Origin of the sequence: Escherichia sp. 20412-1 (assembly GCF_003027595.1) — a bacterium.
Lineage (GTDB): Bacteria > Pseudomonadota > Gammaproteobacteria > Enterobacterales > Enterobacteriaceae > Escherichia > Escherichia marmotae.
Window position 1 is genome coordinate 1 of the sequence record NZ_PYQM01000049.1, and the last position, 24,817, is coordinate 24,817.

At 48.9% G+C, this 24,817-nt stretch carries 23 protein-coding genes and 2 pseudogenes; 9 read left to right on the top strand and 16 right to left on the bottom strand.

What is annotated here, in order from left to right; genetic code table 11:
- Positions 1–220 precede the first annotated feature (220 nt).
- Both C7B16_RS25840 and C7B16_RS25845 read right to left on the bottom strand, forming a co-directional pair.
- A complete protein-coding gene (locus C7B16_RS25840) occupies positions 221–433 on the bottom strand; it encodes a hypothetical protein (protein ID WP_375122104.1) in 213 nt (70 codons plus the stop codon).
- 85 nt (positions 434–518) lie between these two features.
- Positions 519–863: pseudogene (locus C7B16_RS25845) on the bottom strand (Rpn family recombination-promoting nuclease/putative transposase); the annotation flags it as partial.
- A 184-nt stretch (positions 864–1,047) separates the two neighbouring features.
- On the opposite strand from C7B16_RS25845, the gene C7B16_RS21190 reads away from it, so the two are divergent.
- The 6 genes from C7B16_RS21190 (at position 1,048) to C7B16_RS21215 (ending at position 6,801) form a co-directional block, all read left to right on the top strand.
- A complete protein-coding gene (locus C7B16_RS21190) occupies positions 1,048–2,328 on the top strand; it encodes a DUF445 domain-containing protein (protein ID WP_107180099.1) in 1,281 nt (426 codons plus the stop codon).
- Positions 2,329–2,446: 118 nt separating this feature from the next.
- Complete coding sequence (locus tag C7B16_RS21195; protein WP_107180100.1) at positions 2,447–3,598, top strand: double-cubane-cluster-containing anaerobic reductase; 1,152 nt, start codon at positions 2,447–2,449, stop codon at positions 3,596–3,598.
- Positions 3,599–3,607: 9 nt separating this feature from the next.
- On the top strand, positions 3,608–4,375 hold the full coding sequence (gene yjiL, locus C7B16_RS21200) for a putative 2-hydroxyacyl-CoA dehydratase activator YjiL (protein ID WP_001517686.1): 768 nt from the start codon (positions 3,608–3,610) through the stop codon (positions 4,373–4,375).
- Entirely contained in the window at positions 4,372–4,629 is a 258-nt protein-coding gene (locus tag C7B16_RS21205) for a DUF3343 domain-containing protein (RefSeq protein ID WP_001517685.1), read from the top strand. The genes yjiL and C7B16_RS21205 overlap by 4 nt, the downstream gene beginning before the upstream one ends.
- 64 nt (positions 4,630–4,693) lie before the next feature.
- Positions 4,694–5,554, top strand: coding sequence for an SdiA-regulated domain-containing protein (locus tag C7B16_RS21210; protein WP_001517684.1), 861 nt, complete (start codon positions 4,694–4,696; stop codon positions 5,552–5,554).
- Positions 5,555–5,622: 68 nt separating this feature from the next.
- Positions 5,623–6,801 carry an MFS transporter gene (locus tag C7B16_RS21215; RefSeq protein ID WP_105281558.1) on the top strand — a complete coding sequence of 393 codons (1,179 nt, stop codon included), beginning with the start codon at positions 5,623–5,625 and terminating at the stop codon, positions 6,799–6,801.
- Here the strand turns inward: C7B16_RS21215 and kptA are convergent.
- Positions 6,796–7,368, bottom strand: coding sequence for an RNA 2'-phosphotransferase (gene kptA, locus C7B16_RS21220; protein WP_016249541.1), 573 nt, complete (start codon positions 7,366–7,368; stop codon positions 6,796–6,798). The genes C7B16_RS21215 and kptA overlap by 6 nt on opposite strands.
- Positions 7,369–7,505: 137 nt before the next feature.
- Between kptA and C7B16_RS21225 the strand changes: the two are divergent.
- Positions 7,506–7,780, top strand: a pseudogene (locus tag C7B16_RS21225) (hypothetical protein); the annotation flags it as partial.
- Between the two features lie 12 nt (positions 7,781–7,792).
- Positions 7,793–8,965 (top strand): beta-aspartyl-peptidase, encoded by a 1,173-nt coding sequence (gene iadA / locus C7B16_RS21230; RefSeq protein ID WP_016249540.1) that lies wholly within the window; start codon positions 7,793–7,795, stop codon positions 8,963–8,965.
- A 75-nt stretch (positions 8,966–9,040) separates the two neighbouring features.
- On the opposite strand, the gene iraD is transcribed toward iadA, so the two are convergent.
- The 4 genes from iraD to uxuA all read right to left on the bottom strand — a co-directional run bounded on the left by iraD (position 9,041) and on the right by uxuA (position 13,556).
- Positions 9,041–9,433: an anti-adapter protein IraD gene (iraD, locus tag C7B16_RS21235; protein ID WP_001517680.1), complete on the bottom strand. Its 393-nt coding sequence runs from the start codon at positions 9,431–9,433 to the stop codon at positions 9,041–9,043.
- Between the two features lie 409 nt (positions 9,434–9,842).
- Positions 9,843–10,616 (bottom strand): Uxu operon transcriptional regulator, encoded by a 774-nt coding sequence (gene uxuR / locus C7B16_RS21240; protein WP_000833695.1) that lies wholly within the window; start codon positions 10,614–10,616, stop codon positions 9,843–9,845.
- Between the two features lie 214 nt (positions 10,617–10,830).
- The gene (locus C7B16_RS21245) at positions 10,831–12,291 is read right to left on the bottom strand and encodes a fructuronate reductase (RefSeq protein WP_001517677.1); all 1,461 of its coding nucleotides are present in this window, start codon (positions 12,289–12,291) and stop codon (positions 10,831–10,833) included.
- An 80-nt stretch (positions 12,292–12,371) separates the two neighbouring features.
- Positions 12,372–13,556, bottom strand: coding sequence for a mannonate dehydratase (uxuA, locus tag C7B16_RS21250; RefSeq protein ID WP_107180101.1), 1,185 nt, complete (start codon positions 13,554–13,556; stop codon positions 12,372–12,374).
- 339 nt (positions 13,557–13,895) lie between these two features.
- Between uxuA and gntP the strand changes: the two genes are divergently transcribed.
- The gene (gntP, locus tag C7B16_RS21260; protein WP_000558241.1) at positions 13,896–15,239 is read left to right on the top strand and encodes a gluconate permease GntP; all 1,344 of its coding nucleotides are present in this window, start codon (positions 13,896–13,898) and stop codon (positions 15,237–15,239) included.
- Between the two features lie 184 nt (positions 15,240–15,423).
- On the opposite strand, the gene fimH is transcribed toward gntP, so the two are convergent.
- From fimH to fimB, 9 genes are all read right to left on the bottom strand, one after another.
- Complete coding sequence (fimH, locus tag C7B16_RS21265; protein WP_010378345.1) at positions 15,424–16,326, bottom strand: type 1 fimbria D-mannose specific adhesin FimH; 903 nt, start codon at positions 16,324–16,326, stop codon at positions 15,424–15,426.
- A gap of 18 nt (positions 16,327–16,344) precedes the next feature.
- Complete coding sequence (gene fimG, locus C7B16_RS21270; RefSeq protein ID WP_000872022.1) at positions 16,345–16,848, bottom strand: type 1 fimbria minor subunit FimG; 504 nt, start codon at positions 16,846–16,848, stop codon at positions 16,345–16,347.
- A gap of 12 nt (positions 16,849–16,860) precedes the next feature.
- Positions 16,861–17,391 carry a type 1 fimbria minor subunit FimF gene (fimF, locus tag C7B16_RS21275; RefSeq protein ID WP_000837649.1) on the bottom strand — a complete coding sequence of 177 codons (531 nt, stop codon included), beginning with the start codon at positions 17,389–17,391 and terminating at the stop codon, positions 16,861–16,863.
- A 9-nt stretch (positions 17,392–17,400) separates the two neighbouring features.
- A complete protein-coding gene (gene fimD, locus C7B16_RS21280; RefSeq protein WP_000120906.1) occupies positions 17,401–20,037 on the bottom strand; it encodes a fimbrial usher FimD in 2,637 nt (878 codons plus the stop codon).
- 66 nt (positions 20,038–20,103) lie between these two features.
- The gene (fimC, locus tag C7B16_RS21285; RefSeq protein ID WP_000066584.1) at positions 20,104–20,829 is read right to left on the bottom strand and encodes a type 1 fimbria chaperone FimC; all 726 of its coding nucleotides are present in this window, start codon (positions 20,827–20,829) and stop codon (positions 20,104–20,106) included.
- A 36-nt stretch (positions 20,830–20,865) separates the two neighbouring features.
- Positions 20,866–21,405 (bottom strand): fimbrial protein, encoded by a 540-nt coding sequence (locus tag C7B16_RS21290; protein ID WP_000831509.1) that lies wholly within the window; start codon positions 21,403–21,405, stop codon positions 20,866–20,868.
- 66 nt (positions 21,406–21,471) lie between these two features.
- Positions 21,472–22,026 (bottom strand): type 1 fimbrial major subunit FimA, encoded by a 555-nt coding sequence (fimA, locus tag C7B16_RS21295; RefSeq protein ID WP_085448609.1) that lies wholly within the window; start codon positions 22,024–22,026, stop codon positions 21,472–21,474.
- Positions 22,027–22,506: 480 nt separating this feature from the next.
- Positions 22,507–23,103 (bottom strand): type 1 fimbria switch DNA invertase FimE, encoded by a 597-nt coding sequence (gene fimE, locus C7B16_RS21305; protein ID WP_000044701.1) that lies wholly within the window; start codon positions 23,101–23,103, stop codon positions 22,507–22,509.
- Between the two features lie 479 nt (positions 23,104–23,582).
- The gene (fimB, locus tag C7B16_RS21310; RefSeq protein ID WP_000790567.1) at positions 23,583–24,185 is read right to left on the bottom strand and encodes a type 1 fimbria switch DNA invertase FimB; all 603 of its coding nucleotides are present in this window, start codon (positions 24,183–24,185) and stop codon (positions 23,583–23,585) included.
- Positions 24,186–24,817 lie beyond the last annotated feature (632 nt).

Genomic DNA, 24,817 nt, shown 5'->3' on the forward strand with positions numbered 1-24,817 from the left:
TATCGTTGGATATTACAGCGCACTAAGACCGCACGAATATAACGGTGGATTACCCCCAAACGAATCGGAAAATCGATACTGGAAAAACTCTAACTCGGTGGCCAGTTTTTGTTGACCACTTCACATCTACAAATATCGTAACTTCAATAGATTGCAGATAAAATGTAAGTCTGATAAGCGTAGCGCATCAGGCAGTTTTTCGTATGCCATCAGTCTCTGATTAGTACTCGATCCATGGATCGCGCTTGCTTTCAGGCAAGGGCTGCTCTAATGCCTGCATTTGATCTGCCGAAAGTCCGGTGATTTTTTGTATCCATTCAGGATCTGCCCCATTCTGCAACAACAATCGGAGGAGGCGCTGTTCCCCTTCTTCTTTCCCTTTCTCCCTCCCCAACAGCCATCCATCATGATGAATTCGCTCTGCAATCGTCATTATTCGCTCCCTTTGTTGTGGCATTCGACGGGTAAGTTCGCTGATAAACTTCTTAAAACGCGCTTCATCACCAGTCAGTAAAATGTAATGGTTGGCGTTTATCATGCTCTATATGGCGCTGCATCACCGCCATGGAATATCGCATCAGACGAAAGGCCATATGAATATCCTCGCGGCTCTGATGTTCAATCACCACATAGATATAGCCATCACCTTCGCGGGTCTTTACCGACCACAGAATATCGGAGTGTAGCGCCCGCAATTTTTCATCGACAAAGCGGGCTGATTCCAGTTTTAAGGTGTCGAGATCGCACAGTTCACGTAAATCTTTGGGTAAGTGGATCTCCATAAAATCCCGCGCGGTGTCAGGGTGGGAGAGAAAGGATTTAAATAATGCGTCATGCGGCGTGCTGGTCGTGAAGTTTGTCATGGCGAGCCATCACCTATAAAAGAGATGGCCTGACTTTAGCGATTAATAAACCGACTCTCACCCGGTAATTTCCCATTCCCCGAGGCGCTTTCCAGGCTATTTTGGTTCTCCTGCAAGCGATACATTTTTCTGGAAGGCATCTCGATTTTTGCGTGAATCTACCGCCAGGCTCTATCCTTACGATATGAATAAAATCATTGAACTCCGACGCGCCAAAATGCTGGCGCTCTCTTTGCTGCTCGTCGCTGCTGCGACCTTTGTTGTTACGCTTTTTCTACCCGCCAATTTTTGGGTGAGTGGTGTTAAGGCTATCGCAGAGGCGGCAATGGTCGGCGCGCTGGCAGACTGGTTTGCGGTGGTGGCGTTGTTTCGCCGCGTGCCGATTCCGATTATTTCTCGCCATACGGCGATTATTCCGCGAAATAAAGACCGGATTGGCGAAAACCTCGGCCAGTTCGTGCAGGAAAAATTTCTTGATACCCAATCGCTGGTCGCGCTGATTCGTCGTCATGAACCGGCATTATTGATTGGCAACTGGTTTAGCCAGCCGGAAAACGCCCGCCGTGTCGGTCAGCATCTGTTGCAGATCATGAGTGGTTTTCTCGAACTGACCGATGATGCACGTATTCAGCGTCTGCTTAAGCGCGCGGTGCATCGGGCGATTGATAAAGTGGATCTTTCCGGCACCAGTGCATTGATGCTGGAGAGCATGACCAAAAACGATCGTCATCAGGTGCTGCTCGATACGCTGATCGCACAGTTGATTGCCCTGCTCCAGCGTGATAAATCGCGCAAGTTTATCGCCCAGCAGATTGTCCGCTGGCTGGAGAGTGAACACCCGCTAAAAGCCAAAATTTTGCCTACCGAATGGCTGGGTGAACATAGCGCAGAGTTGGTTTCTGACGCCGTGAATTCTTTGCTTGATGATATCAGCCGCGATCGCGCTCATCAGATCCGCCATGCGTTTGATCGCGCCACCTTTGCGTTGATCGATAAGCTAAAAAACGATCCCGAAATGGCGGCGCGCGCCGACAATATCAAAGCGTATCTGAAAGAAGATGAAGCCTTTAACCGCTATCTCAGTGAATTGTGGGGGGATTTACGGCAGTGGCTGAAAGCGGATATCAACAGCGAAGACTCTCGCGTGAAGGAGCGTATCGCGCGGGCAGGTCAGTGGTTTGGCGAGACGTTAATTGCCGATGACGCCTTGCGGGCGTCGTTAAATGGTCATCTCGAACAGGCCGCGCACCGCGTCGCGCCTGGGTTTTCGGCATTCCTGACGCGACACATTACTGACACGGTAAAAAGCTGGGATGCGCGCGATATGTCACGGCAAATCGAGTTAAATATCGGCAAAGATCTCCAGTTTATCCGCGTTAACGGCACGCTGGTTGGGGGTTGTATCGGGTTGATACTGTATCTTTTATCGCAAATCCCGACCTTGTTATCCATCGGCAATTTTTAGAGATCAATGAAAATACGCTAAGAGGCTAACCGCGAGAGAGATCAAATAAACCACACTAAAAACATGGTAATAATGTGACCTCTTTTCATCATCTCCCGTGTTACGGGGAAGGAAAATCATGTCACTTGTCACCGATCTACCCGCCATTTTCGATCAGTTCTCCGAAGCTCGCCAAAAAGGCTTTCTCACCGTCATGGATCTCAAAGAGCGCGGCATTCCGCTGGTTGGCACCTACTGCACGTTTATGCCGCAGGAGATCCCAATGGCCGCCGGGGCGGTTGTTGTCTCGCTCTGTTCCACCTCTGATGAAACCATTGAAGAAGCGGAGAAAGATCTGCCGCGCAACCTCTGTCCGCTGATTAAAAGTAGCTATGGCTTCGGCAAAACTGATAAATGCCCTTACTTTTACTTTTCTGATCTGGTGGTCGGTGAAACTACCTGCGACGGCAAAAAGAAAATGTACGAGTACATGGCGGAGTTTAAACCCGTGCATGTGATGCAACTGCCGAACAGTGTGCAGGACGAGGCTTCGCGCGCGTTGTGGAAAGCTGAAATGCTGCGCTTGCAAAAGGTAGTGGAAGAACGTTTCGGGCAAGAGATCACAGAAGACGCGTTGCGCGATGCCATTACACTGAAAAATCGCGAACGCCGTGCACTGGCGAACTTCTATCATCTGGGGCAGTTAAATCCCCCCGCGCTTAGCGGCAGCGACATTCTGAAAGTCGTTTACGGCGCAACCTTCCGTTTCGATAAAGACGCATTGATCAATGAACTGGATACAATGACCGCCCGCGTTCGTCAGCAATGGGAAGAAGGTCAGCGGCTGGAGCCGCGTCCACGCATTTTAATTACCGGCTGCCCAATTGGCGGCGCAGCAGAGAAAGTGGTGCGCGCGATTGAAGAGAACGGCGGCTGGGTGGTCGGTTATGAAAACTGCACGGGGGCAAAAGCGACTGAGCAATGTGTGGCGGAAACGGGCGATGTCTATGATGCGCTGGCCGACAAGTATCTGGCGATTGGCTGCTCCTGTGTTTCTCCGAATGATCAACGTCTGAAAATGCTCAGCCAGATGGTGGAGGAGTATCAGGTCGATGGCGTGGTAGACGTGATTTTGCAGGCGTGCCATACCTACGCGGTGGAATCGTTGGCGATTAAACGTCACGTGCGCCAGCAGCACAACATTCCTCATATCGCCATTGAAACGGACTACTCCACTTCGGATATCGGGCAGCTCAGTACCCGCGTCGCGGCCTTTATTGAGATGCTGTAAGAGGTGGCTGTGAGGTATTCGATAGGCATTGATTCCGGTTCTACCGCCACCAAAGGGATCTTACTGGCAGACGGCGTGATTATGCGCCGTTTCCTCGTTCCAACGCCATTTCGCCCGGCAATAGCAATTACAGAAGCCTGGGAAACTCTGCGCGAAGGGTTAGAGACAACGCCGTTTCTGACGCTCACCGGTTACGGGCGGCAACTGGTGGATTTTGCCGATAAACAGGTGACGGAAATCTCCTGCCACGGGCTGGGAGCGCGGTTTCTTGCGCCAGCAACGCGCGCGGTGATCGACATCGGCGGCCAGGACAGCAAAGTGATTCAACTTGATGGTGACGGTAATCTGTGTGACTTCCTGATGAATGACAAATGTGCGGCAGGAACCGGACGTTTTCTGGAAGTGATTTCGCGTACGCTGGGCACCAGCATCGAGGAACTCGACTGTATTACCGAAAATGTGCCACCGCACGCCATCAGCAGTATGTGTACGGTGTTTGCCGAATCAGAAGTGATCAGTCTGCGTTCTGCCGGGGTAGCGCCGGAAGCGATTCTCGCCGGAGTGATTAACGCTATGGCGCGCCGCAGCGCCAATTTCATTGCTCGTCTCTCCTGTGAAGCGCCGATTCTGTTTACTGGCGGTGTCAGCCATTGCCAGGTCTTTTCCCGGATGCTGGAAACTCACCTGGGAATGCCAGTACATACCCATCCTGATGCACAATTCGCTGGCGCAATTGGCGCAGCGGTGATTGGTCAGCGGCAGAGAAAACGGGCATGACGGAATTCTTATTTTTATTTCATTCAACGGTCGGCGTCGTGCAAACGCGCAAGGCGCTGCAAGCAGCGGGCATGGCTTTTCGCGTCTCGGATATTCCCCGTGAGTTACGTGGAGGCTGTGGGCTATGCATCTGGTTGAGGTGTCCTGCTGGTGAGGAAACACAATGGGTTATCCCAGGTCAAACAGAGTCAATTTATTATCAGCAGGATGGGAGCTGGCTGTGTATTGCAGATTACGATTCAACTCCGCGTTAAGGATTCATTAAGATCGCTACGTATACTTCTCGATATCTTATTGATTTGCCTTAAAGGGAATGCCATGACAAAAAGTTTTTCGTTACATAAACGCATCACGGGTATTGCTATTCTTTTTGCCATCGTAGTCGTGAGTTTTTTCTTTGTGCAATCTTGCGCCCGTAAAAGCAATCATGCGACATCATTTCAGAATTACCACGCCACCATTGACGGCAAAGAAATTGAAGGTGTAACGAATAATATCTCCTCGCTGACCTGGTCGGCACAGAGCAATACCCTGTTTAGTACTATCAACAAGCCCGCGGCAATTGTTGAAATGACCACCAATGGCGACTTGATCCGCACTATTCCTCTGGATTTTGTAAAAGATCTCGAGACGATCGAATACATTGGCGATAATCAGTTTGTCATTAGCGATGAGCGCGATTATGCCATTTATGTCATTTCTCTTAATGAAAACTCAGAGGTGAAAATCCTCAAAAAAATAAAAATCCCGCTGCAGGAAACGCCGACCAATAGTGGTTTTGAAGGACTGGCTTATTCTCGCCAGGACCACACTTTTTGGTTTTTTAAAGAGAAAAACCCGATTGAGATCTATAAAGTTACCGGACTATTACGTAGTGACGAGTTGCACATTAGCAAGGATAAATCATTACAACGGCAATTTACTTTAGACGACGTGTCTGGCGCGGAATTTAACCCACAAAAAAATACACTTCTGGTGCTGTCTCATGAGTCTCGCGCACTCCAGGAAGTCACCCAAACAGGCGAGGTCATCGGTGAGATGTCGCTTACCAAAGGTAGCCGGGGTTTGTCACATAACATCAAACAGGCCGAAGGGATAGCGATGGACGCCACTGGCAATATCTATATCGTTGGCGAACCCAATCTTTTTTATCGCTTTACCCCTACATCATCACATTAACAGGCTGGCATGTTTTCCTTTTTTGTTATTAACTTGTTAACAACAAAAAAATACAAATAAGGTAAAACATGTCCCCTTCATTGCATCCCGTAGAACGCTTCTCTTTCAGCACCGCGTTTTTTGGGATGCTGGTTCTGACCTTAGGGATGGGGTTAGGCCGCTTTCTGTATACGCCAATGCTACCTGTCATGCTGGCGGAAGGAACGTTTTCATTTAGCGAACTGTCGTGGATTGCCAGCGGCAACTACGCAGGGTATCTGGCAGGCAGCATGCTGTTTTCATTCGGCGCGTTTCATCTGCCGTCGCGTCTGCGCCCGTTTTTATTGGCTTGCGCCCTGGCAACCGGATTATTGATCCTCGCGATGGCATGGTTGCCGACTTTTGTTCTGGTGTTGTTGATTCGCTTTCTGGCGGGCGTCGCCAGCGCCGGAATGCTGATATTCGGCTCGACGCTGATTATGCAACATACCCGCCATCCCTTTGTGCTTGCGGCGCTGTTTTCTGGCGTTGGCGTCGGTATCGCGCTGGGCAATGAATATGTGCTGGCGGGACTGCATTTTACCCTCTCCTCGCAAACATTGTGGCAAGGAGCCGGAGCGCTTTCTGCCATTATATTGATTGTTCTGGCACTATTGATCCCGTCGAAAAAACACCTCATCGCGCCTGCGCCGTTGGCAAAAAACGATCAACAGATGATGAGTTGGTGGTTGCTGGCGATTCTGTATGGTCTGGCAGGTTTTGGTTATATCATCGTCGCCACTTACCTGCCGCTGATGGCGAAAGATGCAGGCTCGCCATTGTTAACCGCCCATCTCTGGACGCTGGTTGGCTTGTCGATTGTCCCGGGTTGCTTTAGCTGGCTGTGGGCGGCAAAACGCTGGGGAGCGTTACCTTGCCTGACAGCGAACTTACTGGTGCAGGCGATCTGCGTACTGTTAACCCTCGCCAGCAGTTCGCCTTTATTACTCATCATCAGTAGTATTGGGTTTGGCGGCACCTTTATGGGCACCACCTCGCTGGTGATGACCATCGCCCGCCAGCTTAGTGTGCCGGGAAACCTCAACCTGTTAGGCTTTGTGACGCTTATTTACGGCATTGGGCAAATTCTTGGCCCGGCGCTGACCAGTTTGCTCGGCAACGGAACATCGGCTCTCGCCAGTGCCACTCTCTGTGGCGCAGCGGCGTTGTTTATTGCGGCGCTGATCTGCACAGTGCAATTGTTTAAGCTGCAAGTGGTGACTTCATAAGGGCTGTTTCCCTTGCCAGTCAAGAAACTCAACCGCAACAGTTGATGTCAGCCAGACCCCGTTTTCCGCTTGCCAGAAAGGTATTCCTCGTTTCGCCATTTCCTGTGCTTTGACGGTTAAGATAACCGGCGTTCCGTGTCTTTCTCCTACTTTGCGAGCTGTCGCTTCATCAGCAGAGAGATGCACATAGTGACGCTCCCCTGCAATTAATCCCTGACTTTTTATCGCCTCAAGGAAACGACTTGCCGTACCGTGGTAGAGAAATTGTGGCGGTGTTTTTTCGGTGAAGGCAATAGCGACCTGCGAAGTCGAATGCCCCTGAACAGCACGAATACACCTACCATCACTGGAATAACTAAAGCGCTTCTTATCACTGGTGGCGACCACGGAATCCAGTAATGCACGCGTTAACCGCTTGCCCGCTTTTTGTGCACAGAGTATGAGCTTATCGATATTCGCCCACCCTTCACGATCCAGCACGATGCCAATCGCCTCTGGTTTATGTCGGAGGACAAAACTTAAAAACTTACTCGTATCCGCCAGATCTTTTTCACTGTACTTTGCCATTTTGCATTCATCCTTGTATTTTCTGCCTTTACTTACTCATCGTTATTGTCACTGTGTTTATGAATTTTCTGCAACTCAATCCTATTTTTCCACTCTGCAAAAAACACGTAGCAACACACGGTCACAAAAACGTTGTGGGGATGCCCGGTGAAGCGGCAACTGTCTTTTAGCCACGTTGATGAGTATGGACGACGCGGTCGGCGTTGCTGCCAGCCAGGCGACCGCGAGCGCATTAACCGATCATGATGTCACCGTTTTACTGCTCGCGATGTATTTAATGGGCAACCCGGTGCAAAATGTCGGTCGCTGCCTGGAGACAGCCGAAGTGAATGCCAAATATTACCCGCATATCATTACGGTCTGCGTGATTAACGCATTGCTGTCGATTTGGGTTATGCAGCTTATTGTTTAACAAGGAGTTACCATGATTGATTATTCCGCAGCCGGTTTTACCCTGTTGCAGGGAGCGCATTTGTATGCGCCGGAGGATCGGGGTATTTGCGATGTGTTAATCGCTAACGGCAAGATTATCGCCGTTGCCAGCAATATCCCTTCTGACATCGTACCGGACTGCACGGTTGTCGATCTCAGCGGGCAGATCCTCTGTCCGGGTTTTATTGATCAACACGTCCATTTGATTGGCGGCGGCGGTGAAGCTGGCCCCACAACACGCACGCCGGAAGTAGCATTAAGCCGCCTGACGGAAGCGGGCGTCACGTCGGTAGTTGGCCTGCTGGGCACTGACTCTATCTCTCGCCATCCGGAATCCCTACTCGCCAAGACCCGAGCACTCAATGAAGAAGGCATCAGCGCCTGGATGCTGACCGGTGCTTATCATGTACCTTCCCGCACCATTACGGGTTCTGTGGAAAAGGATGTGGCGATTATCGATCGCGTGATTGGCGTGAAATGTGCCATCTCTGATCACCGCTCCGCCGCGCCGGATGTTTACCATCTGGCCAATATGGCAGCAGAATCCCGCGTTGGTGGCTTGCTCGGCGGTAAGCCTGGCGTCACCGTGTTCCACATGGGCGACAGCAAAAAGGCGTTACAGCCCATCTATGACCTCCTGGAAAACTGCGATGTGCCAATCAGTAAGTTGCTGCCGACGCATGTTAACCGCAACGTGCCTTTGTTTGAGCAGGCGCTGGAGTTCGCGCGCCAGGGTGGCACCATCGACATTACCAGCAGCATTGACGAACCGGTCGCCCCTGCCGAAGGTATTGCCCGCGCCGTTCAGGCGGGTATTCCGCTGGCACGCGTCACCCTTAGCTCTGACGGCAACGGCAGCCAACCCTTCTTCGACGACGAAGGGAATTTAACCCATATCGGCGTTGCGGGTTTTGAGACGTTGCTGGAAACCGTACAGGTGCTGGTTAAAGACTACGGTTTCAGTATCAGCGATGCCCTGCGCCCGCTCACCAGTAGCGTAGCCGGTTTCCTTAACCTGACCGGGAAAGGTGAAATCCTGCCAGGTAATGACGCGGATTTGCTGGTATTGACACCGAAGCTGCGCATTGCGCAGGTATACGCTCGCGGCAAACTGATGGTCAAAGACGGCAAGGCGTGTGTGAAAGGAACGTTTGAAACTGCATAAGCGGTTGTCAGCCGCCCGAATAGACGTAGAATGCCCGCACGGGTGGCTGACTGAGTAAAACGCAGGAGATTGTATTTAGCTGACTTTCCCCAACATCGCACTGCACCAACCGCCATGCTGCCAGATCAATTCCAATGTTAGCGGTTCATCGTCGTGGTACAGCATCATCTCCAGACTGATTGCCAGATCGTGGCAATATACTTCTTTCAGACTCACCTGCAATGCTGCAATACGTGGTTCATGAAATAAAAGAGCGGAACGCAACTGGCGGCAATACCAACTCTGGAGACGTTTGTCGCACTTATTATGCCCTTGCCACTCAGGCATGCCAGAAACAAGTAATGTTGGTAGCGGTGAATGAGGAGAATTAAAAAGTTGAAAGAGATCCTGGCATACGGAATCACGCAGCAATGATGTATTGCTTCCTGTTTTTTCAGGTAATACGGTCTGAAGTAATTGGCGCATCATTTTGCGCACTCCTGACGTTTAGCGGCATCGATATCTTGCCCTGACGGCAGGATACCACTGAGTTGATGCTCATTTTCCATAGTCATTCCTTTTTGCTCATTACGTCCGTGACTGATACAGGCCTAATTCTTGCCCGCGAAGTATAAGACCCTGAACAGAAATGAAGATCCACTTACTTTTTATTTAAAAAGATATAATTTGATAAAAATCACTAAATCAGATAGAAACAAATCAATATATTTTGATTATTCCGAATGATTACTCAGATTTAAATAGAGATATAATATTTATAAAAGATATGTAATAAGTAATTATTAAATTACTCATAGTTTATTATTAATAATATATGTTATTACATGGCTACAAGACCCGGTGCAAAGCAGCTCAACTTTGCACCAGAAATAAGGGTTCAGGCGTCAACTTTATCCAATGGCCAGGAGTCAAAGAGATAACCATCAAAATAGATATCATCGACGTTGGAAAATTCCAGCAAACGCTGTTTCACATTTTCCAGATGCTGCCACATTGCCAGCTTCGCCGCACGGGCGTCTTTTTTGATTAACGCCGCGAGGATCTGTTTGTGATCGCCCAGCCACTCTTTGCGGTATAAGCTGTCATCCAGATGGCTGTGCAACTGGATCCACATCGGATTGTTTTCCCGCCACTGCCAGGACTGACGGAACAACTCCACCAGCATACTGTTATGGGTTGCTTCGGCAATGGCGAGGTGAAACTGCATGTCACCGCTTTCGCTGCTGCCCGGCGCACTGGAAGCCAGTTCGCGTTCTTCAAGCTGCAATGCCTGGCGCATTTTCACAATGTCTTCCCGTGTTGCCTGCAAGGCGGCAAACTCGGCTATGTTGCTCTCCAGCAACTGGCGCGCCTGTAACAGCTCAAAAGGACCAGCGTCGTTGCAGGCGTTAACATCTGCGCTGTCCGCACTCTTACTGGTGGAACTGTCAAGAACATAGATACCGGCACCACGGCGTACTTCTACCAGCCCTTTGATCTCCAGCATGATCAATGCTTCACGTACCACAGTACGCGTGACGTCGAGCATTTCTGCGATCTCACGCTCCGGCGGCAGCCGTTCGCCAGGATTGTACGGCGTCTTAATGATCAGATCGCGGATCATTGCCCCGACTTCCTGGTAAGGTCTTTGCGCAGAGGTGGCAGATTTCATGGTGTTGTGTCCGTTAGGTGCGGTTAATCAAATTTTTGCCGGATGCGGCGTGAACGCCTTATCCGGCCTACAACGGGCAATTTTACGGCACCCGTTAATCTCAAACTATACCATTTGCACTGGAAGTTGGCACGTACAGGTGGGCAAAAAAACGGAAACTGGTCAACCAAATATAAATTTGATTGACCAGTCAGTCTGTAGGGTAATCAGTCAGTTACAGAGCAGCCACGCACTCACGCGCACCACGTTCGCACAGTTGCTGATATGCAGTCGTCACCGCGCCAACAAAGTCCGCGTTCTGCGGCAGATCATCGGCAAAAATACCGCTCAGACCCAGCAGAGCTTTCACACGTTCCGCCCCCTGATATTGCGCGTTGATCTTCTGGAACTCCGCCAGCATCGGGTCGACCACGTCGATAGCGTTGCCTTGCTCATCAATCCCTTGGGTGTAACGCATCCAGCCCGCGACACCGAGTGCCAGATGACGCCAGCTACCGCCGTTTTGCAAATGCAAGCGAACCGGATCCAGCAGACGCTGCGGCAACTTCTGGCTGCCGTCCATCGCAATCTGCCAGGTGCGATGACGCAGAGACGGGTTGCTGAAACGCTCGATCAGCAGCGTCGCATACGCGTTCAGGTCTGTACCTTCGGGCATCGACAGCGTCGGCGCTTGTTCCTGCATCATCAGAGCAAAGGCCGCTTTGCGATAATCCGCGTTGGTCATGGTATCAGCGATGGTTTCATAACCACCGAGGTAACCGAGGTACGCCAGGAAAGAGTGACTGCCGTTAAGCATACGCAGTTTCATCATTTCGAACGGAACAACGTCCGCAACGAACTGTGCGCCGACTTTATCCCAGTCCGGGCGACCATTGACGAAGTTATCTTCAATCACCCACTGACGGAACGGCTCGCAGGCAATGGCACACGGATCGTAAACGCCCAACTGGTCAGCAATTTCCTGCAATGTTTCAGGAGTAGCCGCCGGAACAATGCGGTCAACCATTGTGCACGGGAAAGTCACGTTCTCTTCAATCCATGCCGCCAGTTGCGGATCACGAGCCTGAGCCAGTCCCAGTACTGCGACTTTCGCCACATGACCGTTTTCACGCACGTTGTCGCAAGACATCACCGTAAAAGCTTTCAGCCCTTTTTCACGACGCAGACGCAGGGCTTCTACGATGTAACCAATCGCAGACTTCGGCGCGGTCGGGTTTTCCAGATCGTGTTTAATCAGCGGGTTATTGAGATCCAACTGACCGCTTGCCGCGTCGGCACAGTAGCCTTTTTCCGTGACCGTCAGGGAAACAATTGCCGTCTGCGGACGCGCCATCGCGTTCAGAATGCCTTCGCAACCGTCGATTTCTGGGTGCAGCGCTTCTTTCATCGAACCGATAATTTTCAGCTCGGTGCTTTCTGCGCCTTTTTCCGCCACGGTATACAACAGTTGCTGTTTTTTCAGGTTTTCGATCAGCACGCGGTCGTTACCTGGCATCAGGTTAACTTCGCAGATCCCCCAGTCGCTGTCGGTGCTTTCCAGCAAATGGTGGGTATACAGCGCCTGGTGCGCGCGGTGGAACGCCCCGCAACCGAGATGCACAATGCGTGATTCCAGACGAGAATGATCCCATGACGGGCGGGCAACCGGCAGATTGCTGTCAACAATAGTAGTCATCGTAAACTCCAGAATCCGTCTTCAGAGAGTGACGGCAAGGAAGAAGGAACCGGCACGGCGCGAAGCCATGCCGGTGAGTATTAACGGCTAAAGAAAGCGCGTTGGATCGCCAGTTCGACACCGCGAACTTCGGCCAGGCCTTTCAGACGACCAATAGCGGAGTAACCAGGGTTGGTTTTCTTCTTCAGGTCGTCCAGCATCTGGTGACCGTGGTCCGGACGCATCGGGATCAGGTCTTCTTTGCCTTCCGCTTTACGACGGTGCTCTTCTTCAACGATCGCTTTCACCACTTCGTACATATCAACGTCACCGTTCAGGTGCGCCGCTTCGTGGAAGGTTTTCGGGTTTTCTTCACGCATGGTGGAACGCAGATGGGTGAAGTAAATACGTGGACCAAACTGCTTGATCATATCAACCAGATCGTTGTCAGCACGCACGCCGTAAGAACCGGTACACATGGTGAAACCGTTCGCCATGCTGTTTACGGTGTCAACCATCCACTGCATATCTTCAATGGTGGAAACGATGCGCGGCAGGCCGAGGATCGGGCGCGGCGGATCGTCCGGGTGAACAGCCATGCGCACGCCAACTTCTTCCGCAACCGGAATGATCGCCTTCAGGAAGACAGCAAAGTTTTCGCGCAGTTTGGCTTTGTCGATATCTTTGTACAGTTCCAGGTGCTTACGGAACTGATCGAGGGTGTAGCCTTCTTCCGCGCCCGGCAGACCCGCAATGATGTTACGAGTCAGACGCGCTTTGTCTTCATCGCTCATGGTGGCGAAGCGTTCTGCTGCCTGAGCAATTTCTTCTTCGGTGTAATCCGCTTCTGCGCCTAGACGTTTCAGGATGTGCATTTCGAATGCAGCAAATTCGATCTGGTCGAAGCGCAGTGCTTTGGAGCCATCCGGTAGCACATATTCGAGGTCAGTACGGGTCCAGTCGAGAACCGGCATGAAGTTGTAGCACACGGTGCGAATGCCGCACTGCGCCAGGTTGCGCAGGGTCTGCTGATAGTTAGCAATCCACTGCTCATAGTTGCCAGTGTGAGTTTTGATATCTTCGTGAATTGGCACGCTTTCCACGACAGACCACACCAGGCCCGCGTCTTCAATGATAGCCTTGCGTTTGAGGATTTCTTCAACGGACCATACTTCGCCGTTCGGGATATGGTGCAGCGCGGTAACCACGCCAGTTGCGCCCGCCTGACGGACATCTGCTAAAGAAACCGGATCGTTAGGGCCGTACCAGCGCCAGGTCTGTTCCATGATATTTCCTCTTTCACATAGCGGGTTCCACAGCGAAGAGACGCGGAACCCCGGAGTTGTTTAGGTATCCGGATGAACAACCAGACCGCAGCCGTGGCGTTGCATCGGATGAGATGGCGTATAAGTTCTACCTTTTGGTAAGACATGTCAACCCGAATTCTAAAATTGGTTAACCACATCACAAGAAATCCACTCTCACACAGGTTGATGCAAATTACAGCAAAGGGTATTCAGCGGTTATTGATCGGGGGATGTGATATTCATCGCAACAATGGTTGACCAATTTGCATAACATGTCGCCCAAAATAGCAATGGTTCAACCAGGTAAGGTAAAACGTTATGCATGTGCTTAACATTCTTTGGGTGGTATTCGGCATCGGCCTGATGCTGGTACTGAATTTGAAGTTCAAGATCAACTCGATGGTGGCTTTGCTGGTGGCAGCGTTGTCCGTTGGGATGCTGGCGGGTATGGATCTGATGTCGCTGCTGCACACCATGAAAGCGGGCTTTGGCAACACGCTGGGGGAACTGGCGATCATCGTGGTGTTCGGTGCGGTCATCGGTAAGCTGATGGTTGACTCTGGTGCGGCTCACCAGATAGCGCACACGCTGCTGGCGCGTCTCGGCCTGCGCTATGTTCAGATATCGGTGATCATCATCGGCCTGATTTTCGGTCTGGCGATGTTCTATGAAGTGGCCTTTATCATGCTGGCACCGCTGGTGATCGTGATTGCCGCCGAAGCTAAAATTCCCTTCCTGAAACTGGCTATCCCGGCAGTAGCGGCTGCAACCACCGCACATTCACTGTTCCCACCGCAGCCGGGTCCGGTGGCGCTGGTCAATGCTTACGGCGCAGATATGGGGATGGTTTACATCTATGGCGTGCTGGTGACTATTCCCAGCGTTATCTGTGCGGGGCTGATCCTGCCGAAGTTTCTCGGTAATCTTGAGCGCCCAACGCCGTCATTCCTGAAAGCGGATCAACCGGTAGATATGAATAACCTGCCCTCTTTCGGCATTTCCATTCTTGTGCCGTTGATCCCGGCGATCATTATGATCTCCACCACCATCGCTAATATTTGGTTAGTAAAAGACACACCGGCATGGGAAGTGGTTAACTTTATTGGTTCCTCCCCAATTGCGATGTTTATCGCGATGGTGGTTGCGTTCGTACTCTTTGGCACCGCACGCGGCCACGACATGCAGTGGGTGATGAACGCCTTTGAAAGCGCGGTAAAAAGTATTGCGATGGTGATTCTGATCATCGGTGCAGGCGGCGTGCTGAAGCAAACCATTATCGACACAGGCATTGGTGACACCATCGGCATGCTGATGTCGCACGGCAACATTTCTCCATACATCATGGCGTGGCTGATCACCGTGCTGATTCGTCTGGCGACTGGTCAGGGTGTCGTTTCAGCGATGACCGCCGCCGGGATTATCAGTGCCGCAATTCTTGATCCGGCAACCGGTCAATTGGTTGGTGTAAATCCGGCGCTGCTGGTTCTGGCAACTGCCGCGGGTTCCAACACCCTCACCCACATTAACGATGCCTCTTTCTGGCTGTTCAAAGGTTATTTTGATCTGTCAGTAAAAGACACCCTGAAAACCTGGGGTCTGCTGGAGCTGGTCAACTCCGTGGTTGGGCTGATTATTGTGTTGATTATCAGTATGGTGGCGTAAAGGAATATCAGAGCCTGCCATTGGCAGGCTCAGTTCGGATGGTTGGCAACGTGCGCCTTGTTTATGCCAGATGCGGCGCTGGCGCGTCTTATCTGGCCTACAAAAAGCTAACATACAGGTTTTGTAAGCCTGATAGCCATCAGGCAAATATTGCGTACTCGCATTGGCAACCCCTGTGATTTCTTTATTGATAAACAAAAGTCACACCAATAATTGACTGCACATTACCTGCAGTCACCTGCCCTCCAGTACGTGCGTAATTTGCCGTTAACCCAAGACTTACCGCTGAAGTCCCTACTGCCCCTAATGACACAGTGCTATTCGCTGGAATAATCGTACCGTTGCGCGTCAACTGCACGCCGACGCCCTGTGCTGGCGAAAACGACGCCGTGTTGGTGAAAATCGAGTTGTCCGCATCTGCGGTTGTACCTGAAAGGTAATACCCCAGGTTTTGGCTTTTCGCACAATAAACAGTAAGAGGAATCGGCACCGAGCCGGGGTAGTCCGGCAGAGTGACGGTGACATCTCGCGCAGAAACATCACAACCACCGGTAGGCACCACCACATCGTTATTGGCATAAATATTCCAGACAAACTGGAAATCATCGCCGTTATAGTTGTTGGTCTGGCGCAAAATGAGCACGGCTATTAATGAACCAGCCTTAATCGCCACTCCGCCCGCACTGCTGACAGGCGTCAGATAAAGCGCCACTGGCCAGGGCTTATCCGTTCTCGAATTATAAACAACGCGTGGCGTTTCGCTGGTGGTAGGAAAAGGATAGCTACTGCCATTATATTTTACGGTTCCGGAAAAATTAGATAACACGCCGCCATAAGCTGAACCTCGTTGCAGTGTTACATAGTCTGTAATGGTTTCCGGGTAATCGTTATGGCAAAAGATCTGCGTCGAAAGATCCACAACCAGGTTTTGCCCCACATTCACTGCGGGCGCAAGGTTAACATAGACATTGGCGCTGCCGCCGCCAATAGGGATAGCCGTACCATTAGCGGTTTTACAGGCGAATGACCAGGCATTTACCGACCAGCCCATCAGCAGTACAGCAAACAAGGTAATAACGCGTTTCATTACAATCATCTCTTCGGGTTAGCTGTAGGTATAGGTGATGCTAATCACTGCCTGAATGGTTCCCTGGGTGGCACCACCATTTACCGTCAATGCTCTGACCTGCAACGGAAAGTGCGCAGATTGAGAGGAATCATCCACCTGAACAGTTTTGGTTGCACCGGTGTTCAATGTGTTGCCGTTGTCATCCTGTAGCTCTAACTGGATGTTTTGCGCGGTTCCCTGGTTTTTATAATATCCGGTGCTGTCAGCCGCCCCGCTGAAACTGGCGGTGACTCTGGACGTTCCCACCGGACAATTCGTCAACTCAAGCGCAACATCATGCCAGGACGATGCCGCTCCGGCAGACATCAGGCTGAAAGAATAAAGATCGCCGAGATCAACCGTGGCATTGGTGGTGGATACTGTGCACGGTTTGGCGACGACCTTACCATTCACCGTAATGGTGACATCGGCTGCCCGTACCGTCGCGCTTGCGAGCGCCAACATTGCTGCCAATAAATACCCACGTTTGCGCCATTTCATGAGCATCTCCAGTTACTGATATTCAAGAGTGAAGGTTGCCGTGGCATTGATATGCCCCGCAGTGACAGGCACCTGTGTCGCCATTAGCCGGGCGTAAAAATTCAGCGTATTTGGTTTACCCGGCGTCAGGGTCGTCCACGAAATCGCGGACGATGGGGCATTAAGTGGTATCTGATTTTGTTGCTCATTCAGAAGTTGTATTCCCAGTCCCGCAGCCGCTGACACAGTCTTTTCAAGTGCAAGCAGGTTGGAATTATGGCTATCTGCAACACCGGTAAATCCGATCTTTACAGCAGAGACGGCATTACCACAGGGTGACAGCAAAATACGAAAAGGAACGACCGGAGTCGTCGCCCCAATGTTGTTAAATTGCTTCGCCGCATTTTCCAGCAAATCAACGGTAAAATTGGTTGATTCAACTGCCACACTACAGCCGTTATCCCTGACATAGCCGCGGATAGTAATCGTGCTATCCGCAGCCAAAGCGTGACTGACAACCAGCCACAAAAAAGCGCACAGAAGATAAAAAGGTTTGCTTTTCATCACGCCCCCTTAACGACATTCAACTGATAGCTGGGTTAATAACTGCTGCTGACTCTCAGGTGGCAGTTTGTAATCTGCGACACAGTGAGCATTCTCCCCTTCTCCCCATTTCACCTGAACTTTTCCCGCTAAAGGCATCCCGCTGAGGTAAACCTGGCCATTATCCGCAACAATGCCGCTACTCTGGCTACTCTCTGATGTGACCATCGCACCAAACGGCAGCGGCTTATTATTGTGGGTCAGCGTCATGAGCAGTTTTATCCCAACGCGCGCTTTAAACTCTGCTCGCACGATTGCCCCACGGGTGGGAACAACGTTAGCGACCGCGTTATCTAAATCGACGTTATCAGCCAGGGTATTGGTATCCAGTGCCACTCTATTTTCCCGATATTCAGTGGCATAAGGCAGCACGGCATAACCGCGCCAGTCGGTACGAACACCTGTCTGGTTTTCGACTTTTACATCTTTTGCTCCAGGCGCTTTAATCAGCACAACCGTATCGTTTAACGGCTGCCCCAGCGTTACGCCATTGGCATGGGCCAATACCCCACCGCTGACTCCGTAATAGACCTGCTTAATATCATCGCTATGGCTGTAACCTATGTTGGCATTGCCATAACCGCCGCGATAATTCAGCGCTGCGTAGCCTGTACTTCCGCTATTCCCATCGCCACCTCCGGCATATCCGGTTTGTACGCTGTAGCTTAGGTTGTTGTCTTCCAGCAACGTACCGTATACACCGGCCAGGTTGGTCATCCGACCATTGAGATCGTGTGACATGCTGTAGCTGGCACTGGCATGTCGCCACTGAGATTTACTGTCAGAACGCAGCCAGTGGCTGAAAGGAATATTGACGTTAAGAGCCAACATCTGATCTCGTCCTTTTTGCCAGGCGTTTTTCGTCAGGCTATAGCTGAGCGTCCAGTTGATATCCTCGAATGCGGTATTTAATCCGGCCTGGAATTGCTCATCGACATTACTCGTTCCCCAATAAGTCTGATGGCTACCACTCAAATAAAGTGTTGATGTGCGCCCAACTTGCTGAGTGACAGTAAGTTGTAATTTTCCGCGTTTGTTATAAGCGAGGTTGTAATAGTCGGTGAATTTCGGCTTAACCTGAATAACACCATCCTGCGTTTCAATGTTGTAGCCATTCATTCGGCGGTATGTTGTATCAGCGAAATTGAAATATCCGCTGGTCGAATAGCGGTAACCCACTAACTGAATATTCGTGCCTGACTCATTGAGCGATTTGTTATAAAGAAAACGCACTGATTGTCCGTCATGCTGACTTTCATCGGGAAGTGTGGCATTAGCCTGCGTCATATCCACGGACAGAGCCCCCAATGTCCCCATGTTTTTCCCGACACCGAAATTAAAAGCACGATAACGATCCGCCAGTTGAGTACCGCCGTATATTGTCCAGCCAGCCGGGAGGCCGTGGAGTAACGTACTCTGGAAAAAGCGGGGGTTTTCCTGTTGCGCATTACCACTGCGGTACTCTCCAGCCGTAATGGAATAACGTGTATGTCCCTCACGCTGCAGGAGCGGTACTGACGAATAGGGTACGGTAAAGATCTGTGTGCTGCCGTCGGCCTCTTTAATCGTTACCTGCAAGTCACCACTATTACCTGCGGCATAGAGATCATTAATAGTAAAAGGCCCCGGTGGCACCGTACTATTATAAATGTCATACCCGTTCTGTTTAATAGATACTTGTGCAGTACCACGTGCAATACCGTGGATCACCGGGGCAAATCCTCTCTGGCTATCGGGTAACATATTGTCATCTGAGGCCAACTGTGCGCCGCGAAAGTTAATACCATCGAAAATATCGCCCTGGGTATAACCATCGCCCAACGTCAGGCGAGAACGTAACGGAATTATGTCTCGCTCAAGCCAGGTATTGATATGTTGCCATTTATTTTTGCTACCTGATGAACTGCCGCTACTGTTATAACTCCAGGTAGTATTGTCGCGTAAACGCCACGCACCAATATTTAATCCACTCTGCAGGTTTAAATATGCATAATGGCTGTTACCCCCAATCCGATTCTGCACACTATTTCCACTGAAGTTATAATTGAGTAATCCGGCATTAATACCTGAATCCCACAACTCTGGTGGAATATAGCCACGCGCACGCTGATTCATAAATGCCTGCGGGATCGTGAGGTTAAGCCGCTGCAGGCCAACATCTAAATGCGCAGTGGCTTCATTGATCATCGAAGTTAATGGTACGCAGGCATCAGCCGCCAGCAGATTCATACCGGAAACAGAGGCCGTATTCAGCCCCATGCTGGCGAGTTGTGCGCGTGTCAGACAAGGGACAATCCCTTGTTCACTCTCCCCCGTATTAAACGTGACATCTCGTGTTGCCATATAACCATTATTCATATAGATATCGACACGATACGTTCCCGGCGGTAATTCTTGTCCATTTTCAAAACTCGATAAATCGGCAACAGCCTGAGGATCATCCGCTAAAAAGCGCGGGTTAAAATAGAGTTCGGCAGATGAAAAAGGTGCCTGTGCAGCAAATGCACAGGCAACAGAGAGCCGGATAAAAAAACCAGCCAGACAAGGCTTACGATTATGCAAGCATTGCGTGTTTCGCTGGTAAAATCTTAAATTCAGATATGACATTATTCCTCCGGTTTAAAATCACCCGGCAGTCAATTCTTTTTATTCAGGCGAAAAATTCCCCCTGCGTTATTCCATTACGCCCTTCATTTTTGGGGTAAGTGCACCATAATCATTTATTGTTCGATAAGTTATGCTGCTTCCGGCATCAGAAGGCAATTTAACCGTGCTTTCGCCCATTGGAGGCACCAATGCATTATCAAGAATCCGAGTTCCGGCATTAAGCTCTGTTACCGTCAGGTAATAGGGTGTCGGGTTAATCAGCGTCAGAGAATTTGTGCCGCGACGGAATCTTAATTTTTCTGCGGCCTGATCGGGTGGCAACGCTAATTTAGCCGGGCGGTAATAGAGTTTAATGCGGCTGATTATCGCGAGCTGTAACGTATTCTCGTTCAATTTTGATTTATCCATTGACGGAATCGCTTTTACATTCATCCAGAACAAACTTTCCCGATCCTGCGGCAATTGATTATTTGTGGCATCAAGAATACGCAGGGTATTCTCTTTTTTTCCCTTCATCGCAAACAGAGGTGGCGTCACAATAAAACGACCATCCTTTACACCATCAGCATTTTCTACCCATGATTGAATTAAATAAGTGCTATTTTCATCATTATTTGTCACGGCAAGTTGAACTTGTTTCTGCCCTGCCGGATAAATTACGCGAGTCGCACCTAATGCCACTCCCGCTTCAGCGCGTCCGGCAAGCATCATTGTTACGATCATCAGGATACCTGCCAGTAAGCAGAATGTTATTTCCTGCGATTTTCTTACATTGACGTTTTTATTACTCACTGTCCTGTTCCTGTTATCACAATATCTGCTGAACAATTACTGATAGGTTAAGGAGAACCAGGCCTGAGCATTAGCCATGCCGCCAGTAACCCAACGCCCTGTTGCGCGATATTTAGCAATGAAATGTAGCGAAGTCGCGCCTGAGTAAAGCCGTTTCCAGTGTATTGGTGGACGATTAATCGGTACGAGGTTTCCCTCGTCATCAAACAAGGCAATACCAACATTGGTTGCAATTCCCGGCCCCTCACCCACAGAAAGCACATCCGGATTTTTGCCATCAGCGACACCGTGAAACGCCACGCCCACACGTTCACTCACCACCGTGCTACATTCCCGTAAATGAATAACAAACGGCACCGGGGCGCTATCTTCCCCTACCGCATGAAACCGGTTACTACTGATTTGCCCCATATTGACCGTCATTTGTTTATCACCAGCTTCAATCCGGCAAGCTTCCGCAATAATGACGCCCTGAAATTGCATATTTCCACCGGGCAACGTGGTGTTCCATTTATTTCCGGCCAGTGCAAACATCGGCAGTAACGACGCTACTAGAAATAATTTCGTCCTTTTCATCGTTATTTTTATCGCGCAGGGGGCGGGCATCCTTGCCCATAATTATTTCCCTAAAACCTGAGTGGATTATTGATACTGAACCTTGAAGGTTGCATCCGCATTAGCAGCACCCGGGGTTGCCTCGCCGATTGCATAATAACGCGCCTGGAACGGAATGGTGTTGGTGCCATTATTCAGGGTTGTTTGTGCGCTAAATGTCGCACCGTCCAACGTCAGCGCATTGCCTGTTCTGTCAAGGATCTGCACACCAACGTTTGTTGCGCTACCTGCAGCAGAACTCTGCAGAGCCAGTACTTTAGGATTAGTGCTATCAATCGCTGTGCCCAAGAAGGCAACAGCGGCTGTGCTTGCAACAGCAGTATCGCAATCATTCAGTTGAATGTTAAAACCGACAGCAGAGCTGGTTGCTCCAGCCTGCTTCAGAGTAGCAGTACGAACCTGGCCCAACTGAACGGTTTGATCAACAGAACCAGCATCAACCGCACAAGCAGCATTAACGATTTCCCCTTTAAAGTGAACGGTCCCACCATTTACCGTCGTGGGAGTAGTATCGGCCAAAGCCGCTGTAGAACTGAGGGACAGCGCCGACAGAACAACAATTGCCAGAGTTTTAATTTTCATACTGCTTTCCTTTTTAAATCTACGTATAAATCGACATGGGCAGTCGTTCTGTACACTTTGTTCAGATAGATAGTTTGACTGCCAACACTGCACAGTTTTCCCCCAAAAAATGAAACATTTGGGGCCATTTTGACTCATAGAGGAAAGCATCGCTCGCTTACTTATTTAGTTTATTTGTTGGATTAATGAACTTTATTTAATTGATTTTATAGATTTTTATGCTGTCTGAGGTGGTTTTTGAAGAGAAGAATGAGGAAGTTGCTTCGAGAGTCAGAAACGCTATCTTTACGTAACGCGGAGGCAATGTGAAATTAATTTACAAGAGAAATAATTTACATATCAAATGGTTAGCTGGTTTTCGTCGATTTTTTATATTTTTATGCTTGAGAAAAAACACAAAACTTTTTTATGATATGGACAGTTTGGCCCCAATTGTCTTGTATTAATCTAATTTTTTATTTTTTTTATCAATAGGTTACATTAAGCCTCTTCTCTTTTTAAATTTTCATTTATTAGATTATTTCTTTCCCATAATCCGGCAAAACGTGCGGCATTACTGGCGGTATAACGCACAGTATGGCGAATATTTCGATGCCCCAGATAATCCTGAATTAAACGAGTATCTGCACCGCGCTCGGCCAGTTCATAACCGCAAGCATGTCTTAACATATGAGGGTGAGTCTGCGTCACGGTTCCAGCTTCAACACCCGCATCACGAATGATGCGATAGGCCTGCTGGCGAGAAAGTCGGCTTCCACGACGAGAAATAAATATGGCATCGGTCTGGTCAGCACCTTTCCAGTTAGAACGTTCAAGGGTCCAGCGTTCTACAGCCTCACGCTCGTCGAAACGTAGTGGATGGACAGTAGAAAATCCGTTCTTCAGCCGACGAATATTTATCCGGCCTTCATTGAGATCAAGATCCTGATAATGAAGATCAAGTAGCTCACTAATACGCATCCCGTGCCGATATGCCAACAGAATAAGACAATAATCTCTGGCTCCCGTTGCCCCATAGCAAACCGCTTGCATCATTGCCTGAACTTCTTTACCGGTAAGATAGCGACGTTTACTCACAATAGTAGTACTCCTGAACTGGGTTATATTTGAATGAATACCTATAGGAAAACCTCAATCGGTTAAAATTAGCCCAATAGATAAAAAGATAATCACACACGACATTGAGCGATTATCAGACGTTCACATTAAATATCATACAAAAATAAAATATCACTGATGTGACAAAATCTATTTTCATTGATTTAATTCAATATAACAATAGAGTAAACAGAATTAACTTCCAGTTGCTTAAAAAATAAAGAAAAAAACACAATGAGGTAAGAACTTAGGTGATGTGTAAATTTATGAATGATTTTGTTTGTTTATTTTAAAAAAATAAAACCATTGTGGTTTGTATGGCTGTGGTTAAACCAATGTTTATTCTGATAATTAATGATTATACTTACAATAACATCAATTAATAAATGGTTAATTATTATTGATACATCGTAAGAATAATGTAGTTTTTAACACCATCCATGGTATCTCATCCGTTTTTATAAAACAGCATGGCGTTGCCGACCTCTGGGGCTATCCCAGATACCGTAAAAACGCCCTGCATTACTGGCGGTATACCAGACAGTATGACGAATATTACGATGGCCAAGATAATCCTGGATAAGCCGTGTATCTACTCCCATATTCGCCAAAGCAAAACCACATGAATGACGTAACATGTGAGGATGAATCTCTAGTGATAATCCAGCATTATCACCTGAAGTAGAGATGATTTGATAAAACTGTTGACGAGAAAGAGGATTCCCCTTGCGTGACAAAAACACCCACTCGCTCTCAGCATGTGGATAAGAAGTACGCATACTCAACCAGTTTTTTAAAGCCTGAACTTCTTTGTTTAAGAGCGGGTGTGTCGTTGAAAAGCCTTTTTTTAATCGATGGATATATATACACTTTGCCTTAAGATCAATATCTGAAATTCTCAATCGACAAATTTCACTCGCCCGGAAGCCATGAATAAAACAAAGTAAAGTCAGACAATAATTACGTGCAGCATGAGGCCCGGTATTTGCTGCTTTAAGGAGTAACTCGATTTCACTGTGGGTCAGGAAGTTCCTTTTTTTGTTATCAGCCTTATTCTTCATCGTTTTCCCTTATAATTGCAGACACGCACTAGCTGTACTGGGTTATTATCAGCCCAACATTTAGCCCTGATTATGTTTATAAAAGCGAACGTTTGTGTAATGACTAACGCAAGTGGATCAGCTCTTTTGAATGAACTAAAATGGAGTGGCGATAGTTACTTATAATAACTTTGCCATACAAACGCTATATGCTCTTGTATGCTATGTTCATTAATATATTTATCAGCGCAAGACGAAATCCAATAATAAACCTCATGATCAATATAACTATTCTTATCTATATATCATGTGATATCTTCTGTAACAAGCAAATCATCATAAAAATTTAATATTGCTTCTGTCAGCCATCTCACACATAACATTATTAGTCAACTCTGTTTTTCCGCATAATTGCTATTTCATAGAAACCGGTAATTTTCAGGTGGCTATTATCATGCTAATGCTTAGTTTCCTAGCCATTATTATCCTTTGGTTCGTAAACTCATGCTGTGAGGTTGTTACATCCCTAGACTAGCCCCCAGAATCTCCAGACAACCAATATCACTTAAATAAGTGATAGTCTTAATACTAGTTTTTAGACTAGTCATTGGAGAACAGATGATTGATGTCTTAGGACCGGAGAAACGCAGACG

Coding starts and splice junctions, on each gene's coding strand:
- C7B16_RS25840 (WP_375122104.1), bottom strand. CDS start 433: ATGACGATTGCAGAGCGAATTCATCATGATGGATGGCTGTTGGGGAGG.
- C7B16_RS21190 (WP_107180099.1), top strand. CDS start 1,048: ATGAATAAAATCATTGAACTCCGACGCGCCAAAATGCTGGCGCTCTCT.
- C7B16_RS21195 (WP_107180100.1), top strand. CDS start 2,447: ATGTCACTTGTCACCGATCTACCCGCCATTTTCGATCAGTTCTCCGAA.
- C7B16_RS21205 (WP_001517685.1), top strand. CDS start 4,372: ATGACGGAATTCTTATTTTTATTTCATTCAACGGTCGGCGTCGTGCAA.
- C7B16_RS21210 (WP_001517684.1), top strand. CDS start 4,694: ATGACAAAAAGTTTTTCGTTACATAAACGCATCACGGGTATTGCTATT.
- C7B16_RS21215 (WP_105281558.1), top strand. CDS start 5,623: ATGTCCCCTTCATTGCATCCCGTAGAACGCTTCTCTTTCAGCACCGCG.
- kptA (WP_016249541.1), bottom strand. CDS start 7,368: ATGGCAAAGTACAGTGAAAAAGATCTGGCGGATACGAGTAAGTTTTTA.
- iadA (WP_016249540.1), top strand. CDS start 7,793: ATGATTGATTATTCCGCAGCCGGTTTTACCCTGTTGCAGGGAGCGCAT.
- iraD (WP_001517680.1), bottom strand. CDS start 9,433: ATGATGCGCCAATTACTTCAGACCGTATTACCTGAAAAAACAGGAAGC.
- uxuR (WP_000833695.1), bottom strand. CDS start 10,616: ATGAAATCTGCCACCTCTGCGCAAAGACCTTACCAGGAAGTCGGGGCA.
- C7B16_RS21245 (WP_001517677.1), bottom strand. CDS start 12,291: ATGACTACTATTGTTGACAGCAATCTGCCGGTTGCCCGCCCGTCATGG.
- uxuA (WP_107180101.1), bottom strand. CDS start 13,556: ATGGAACAGACCTGGCGCTGGTACGGCCCTAACGATCCGGTTTCTTTA.
- gntP (WP_000558241.1), top strand. CDS start 13,896: ATGCATGTGCTTAACATTCTTTGGGTGGTATTCGGCATCGGCCTGATG.
- fimH (WP_010378345.1), bottom strand. CDS start 16,326: ATGAAACGCGTTATTACCTTGTTTGCTGTACTGCTGATGGGCTGGTCG.
- fimG (WP_000872022.1), bottom strand. CDS start 16,848: ATGAAATGGCGCAAACGTGGGTATTTATTGGCAGCAATGTTGGCGCTC.
- fimF (WP_000837649.1), bottom strand. CDS start 17,391: ATGAAAAGCAAACCTTTTTATCTTCTGTGCGCTTTTTTGTGGCTGGTT.
- fimD (WP_000120906.1), bottom strand. CDS start 20,037: ATGTCATATCTGAATTTAAGATTTTACCAGCGAAACACGCAATGCTTG.
- C7B16_RS21290 (WP_000831509.1), bottom strand. CDS start 21,405: ATGAAAAGGACGAAATTATTTCTAGTAGCGTCGTTACTGCCGATGTTT.
- fimA (WP_085448609.1), bottom strand. CDS start 22,026: ATGAAAATTAAAACTCTGGCAATTGTTGTTCTGTCGGCGCTGTCCCTC.
- fimB (WP_000790567.1), bottom strand. CDS start 24,185: ATGAAGAATAAGGCTGATAACAAAAAAAGGAACTTCCTGACCCACAGT.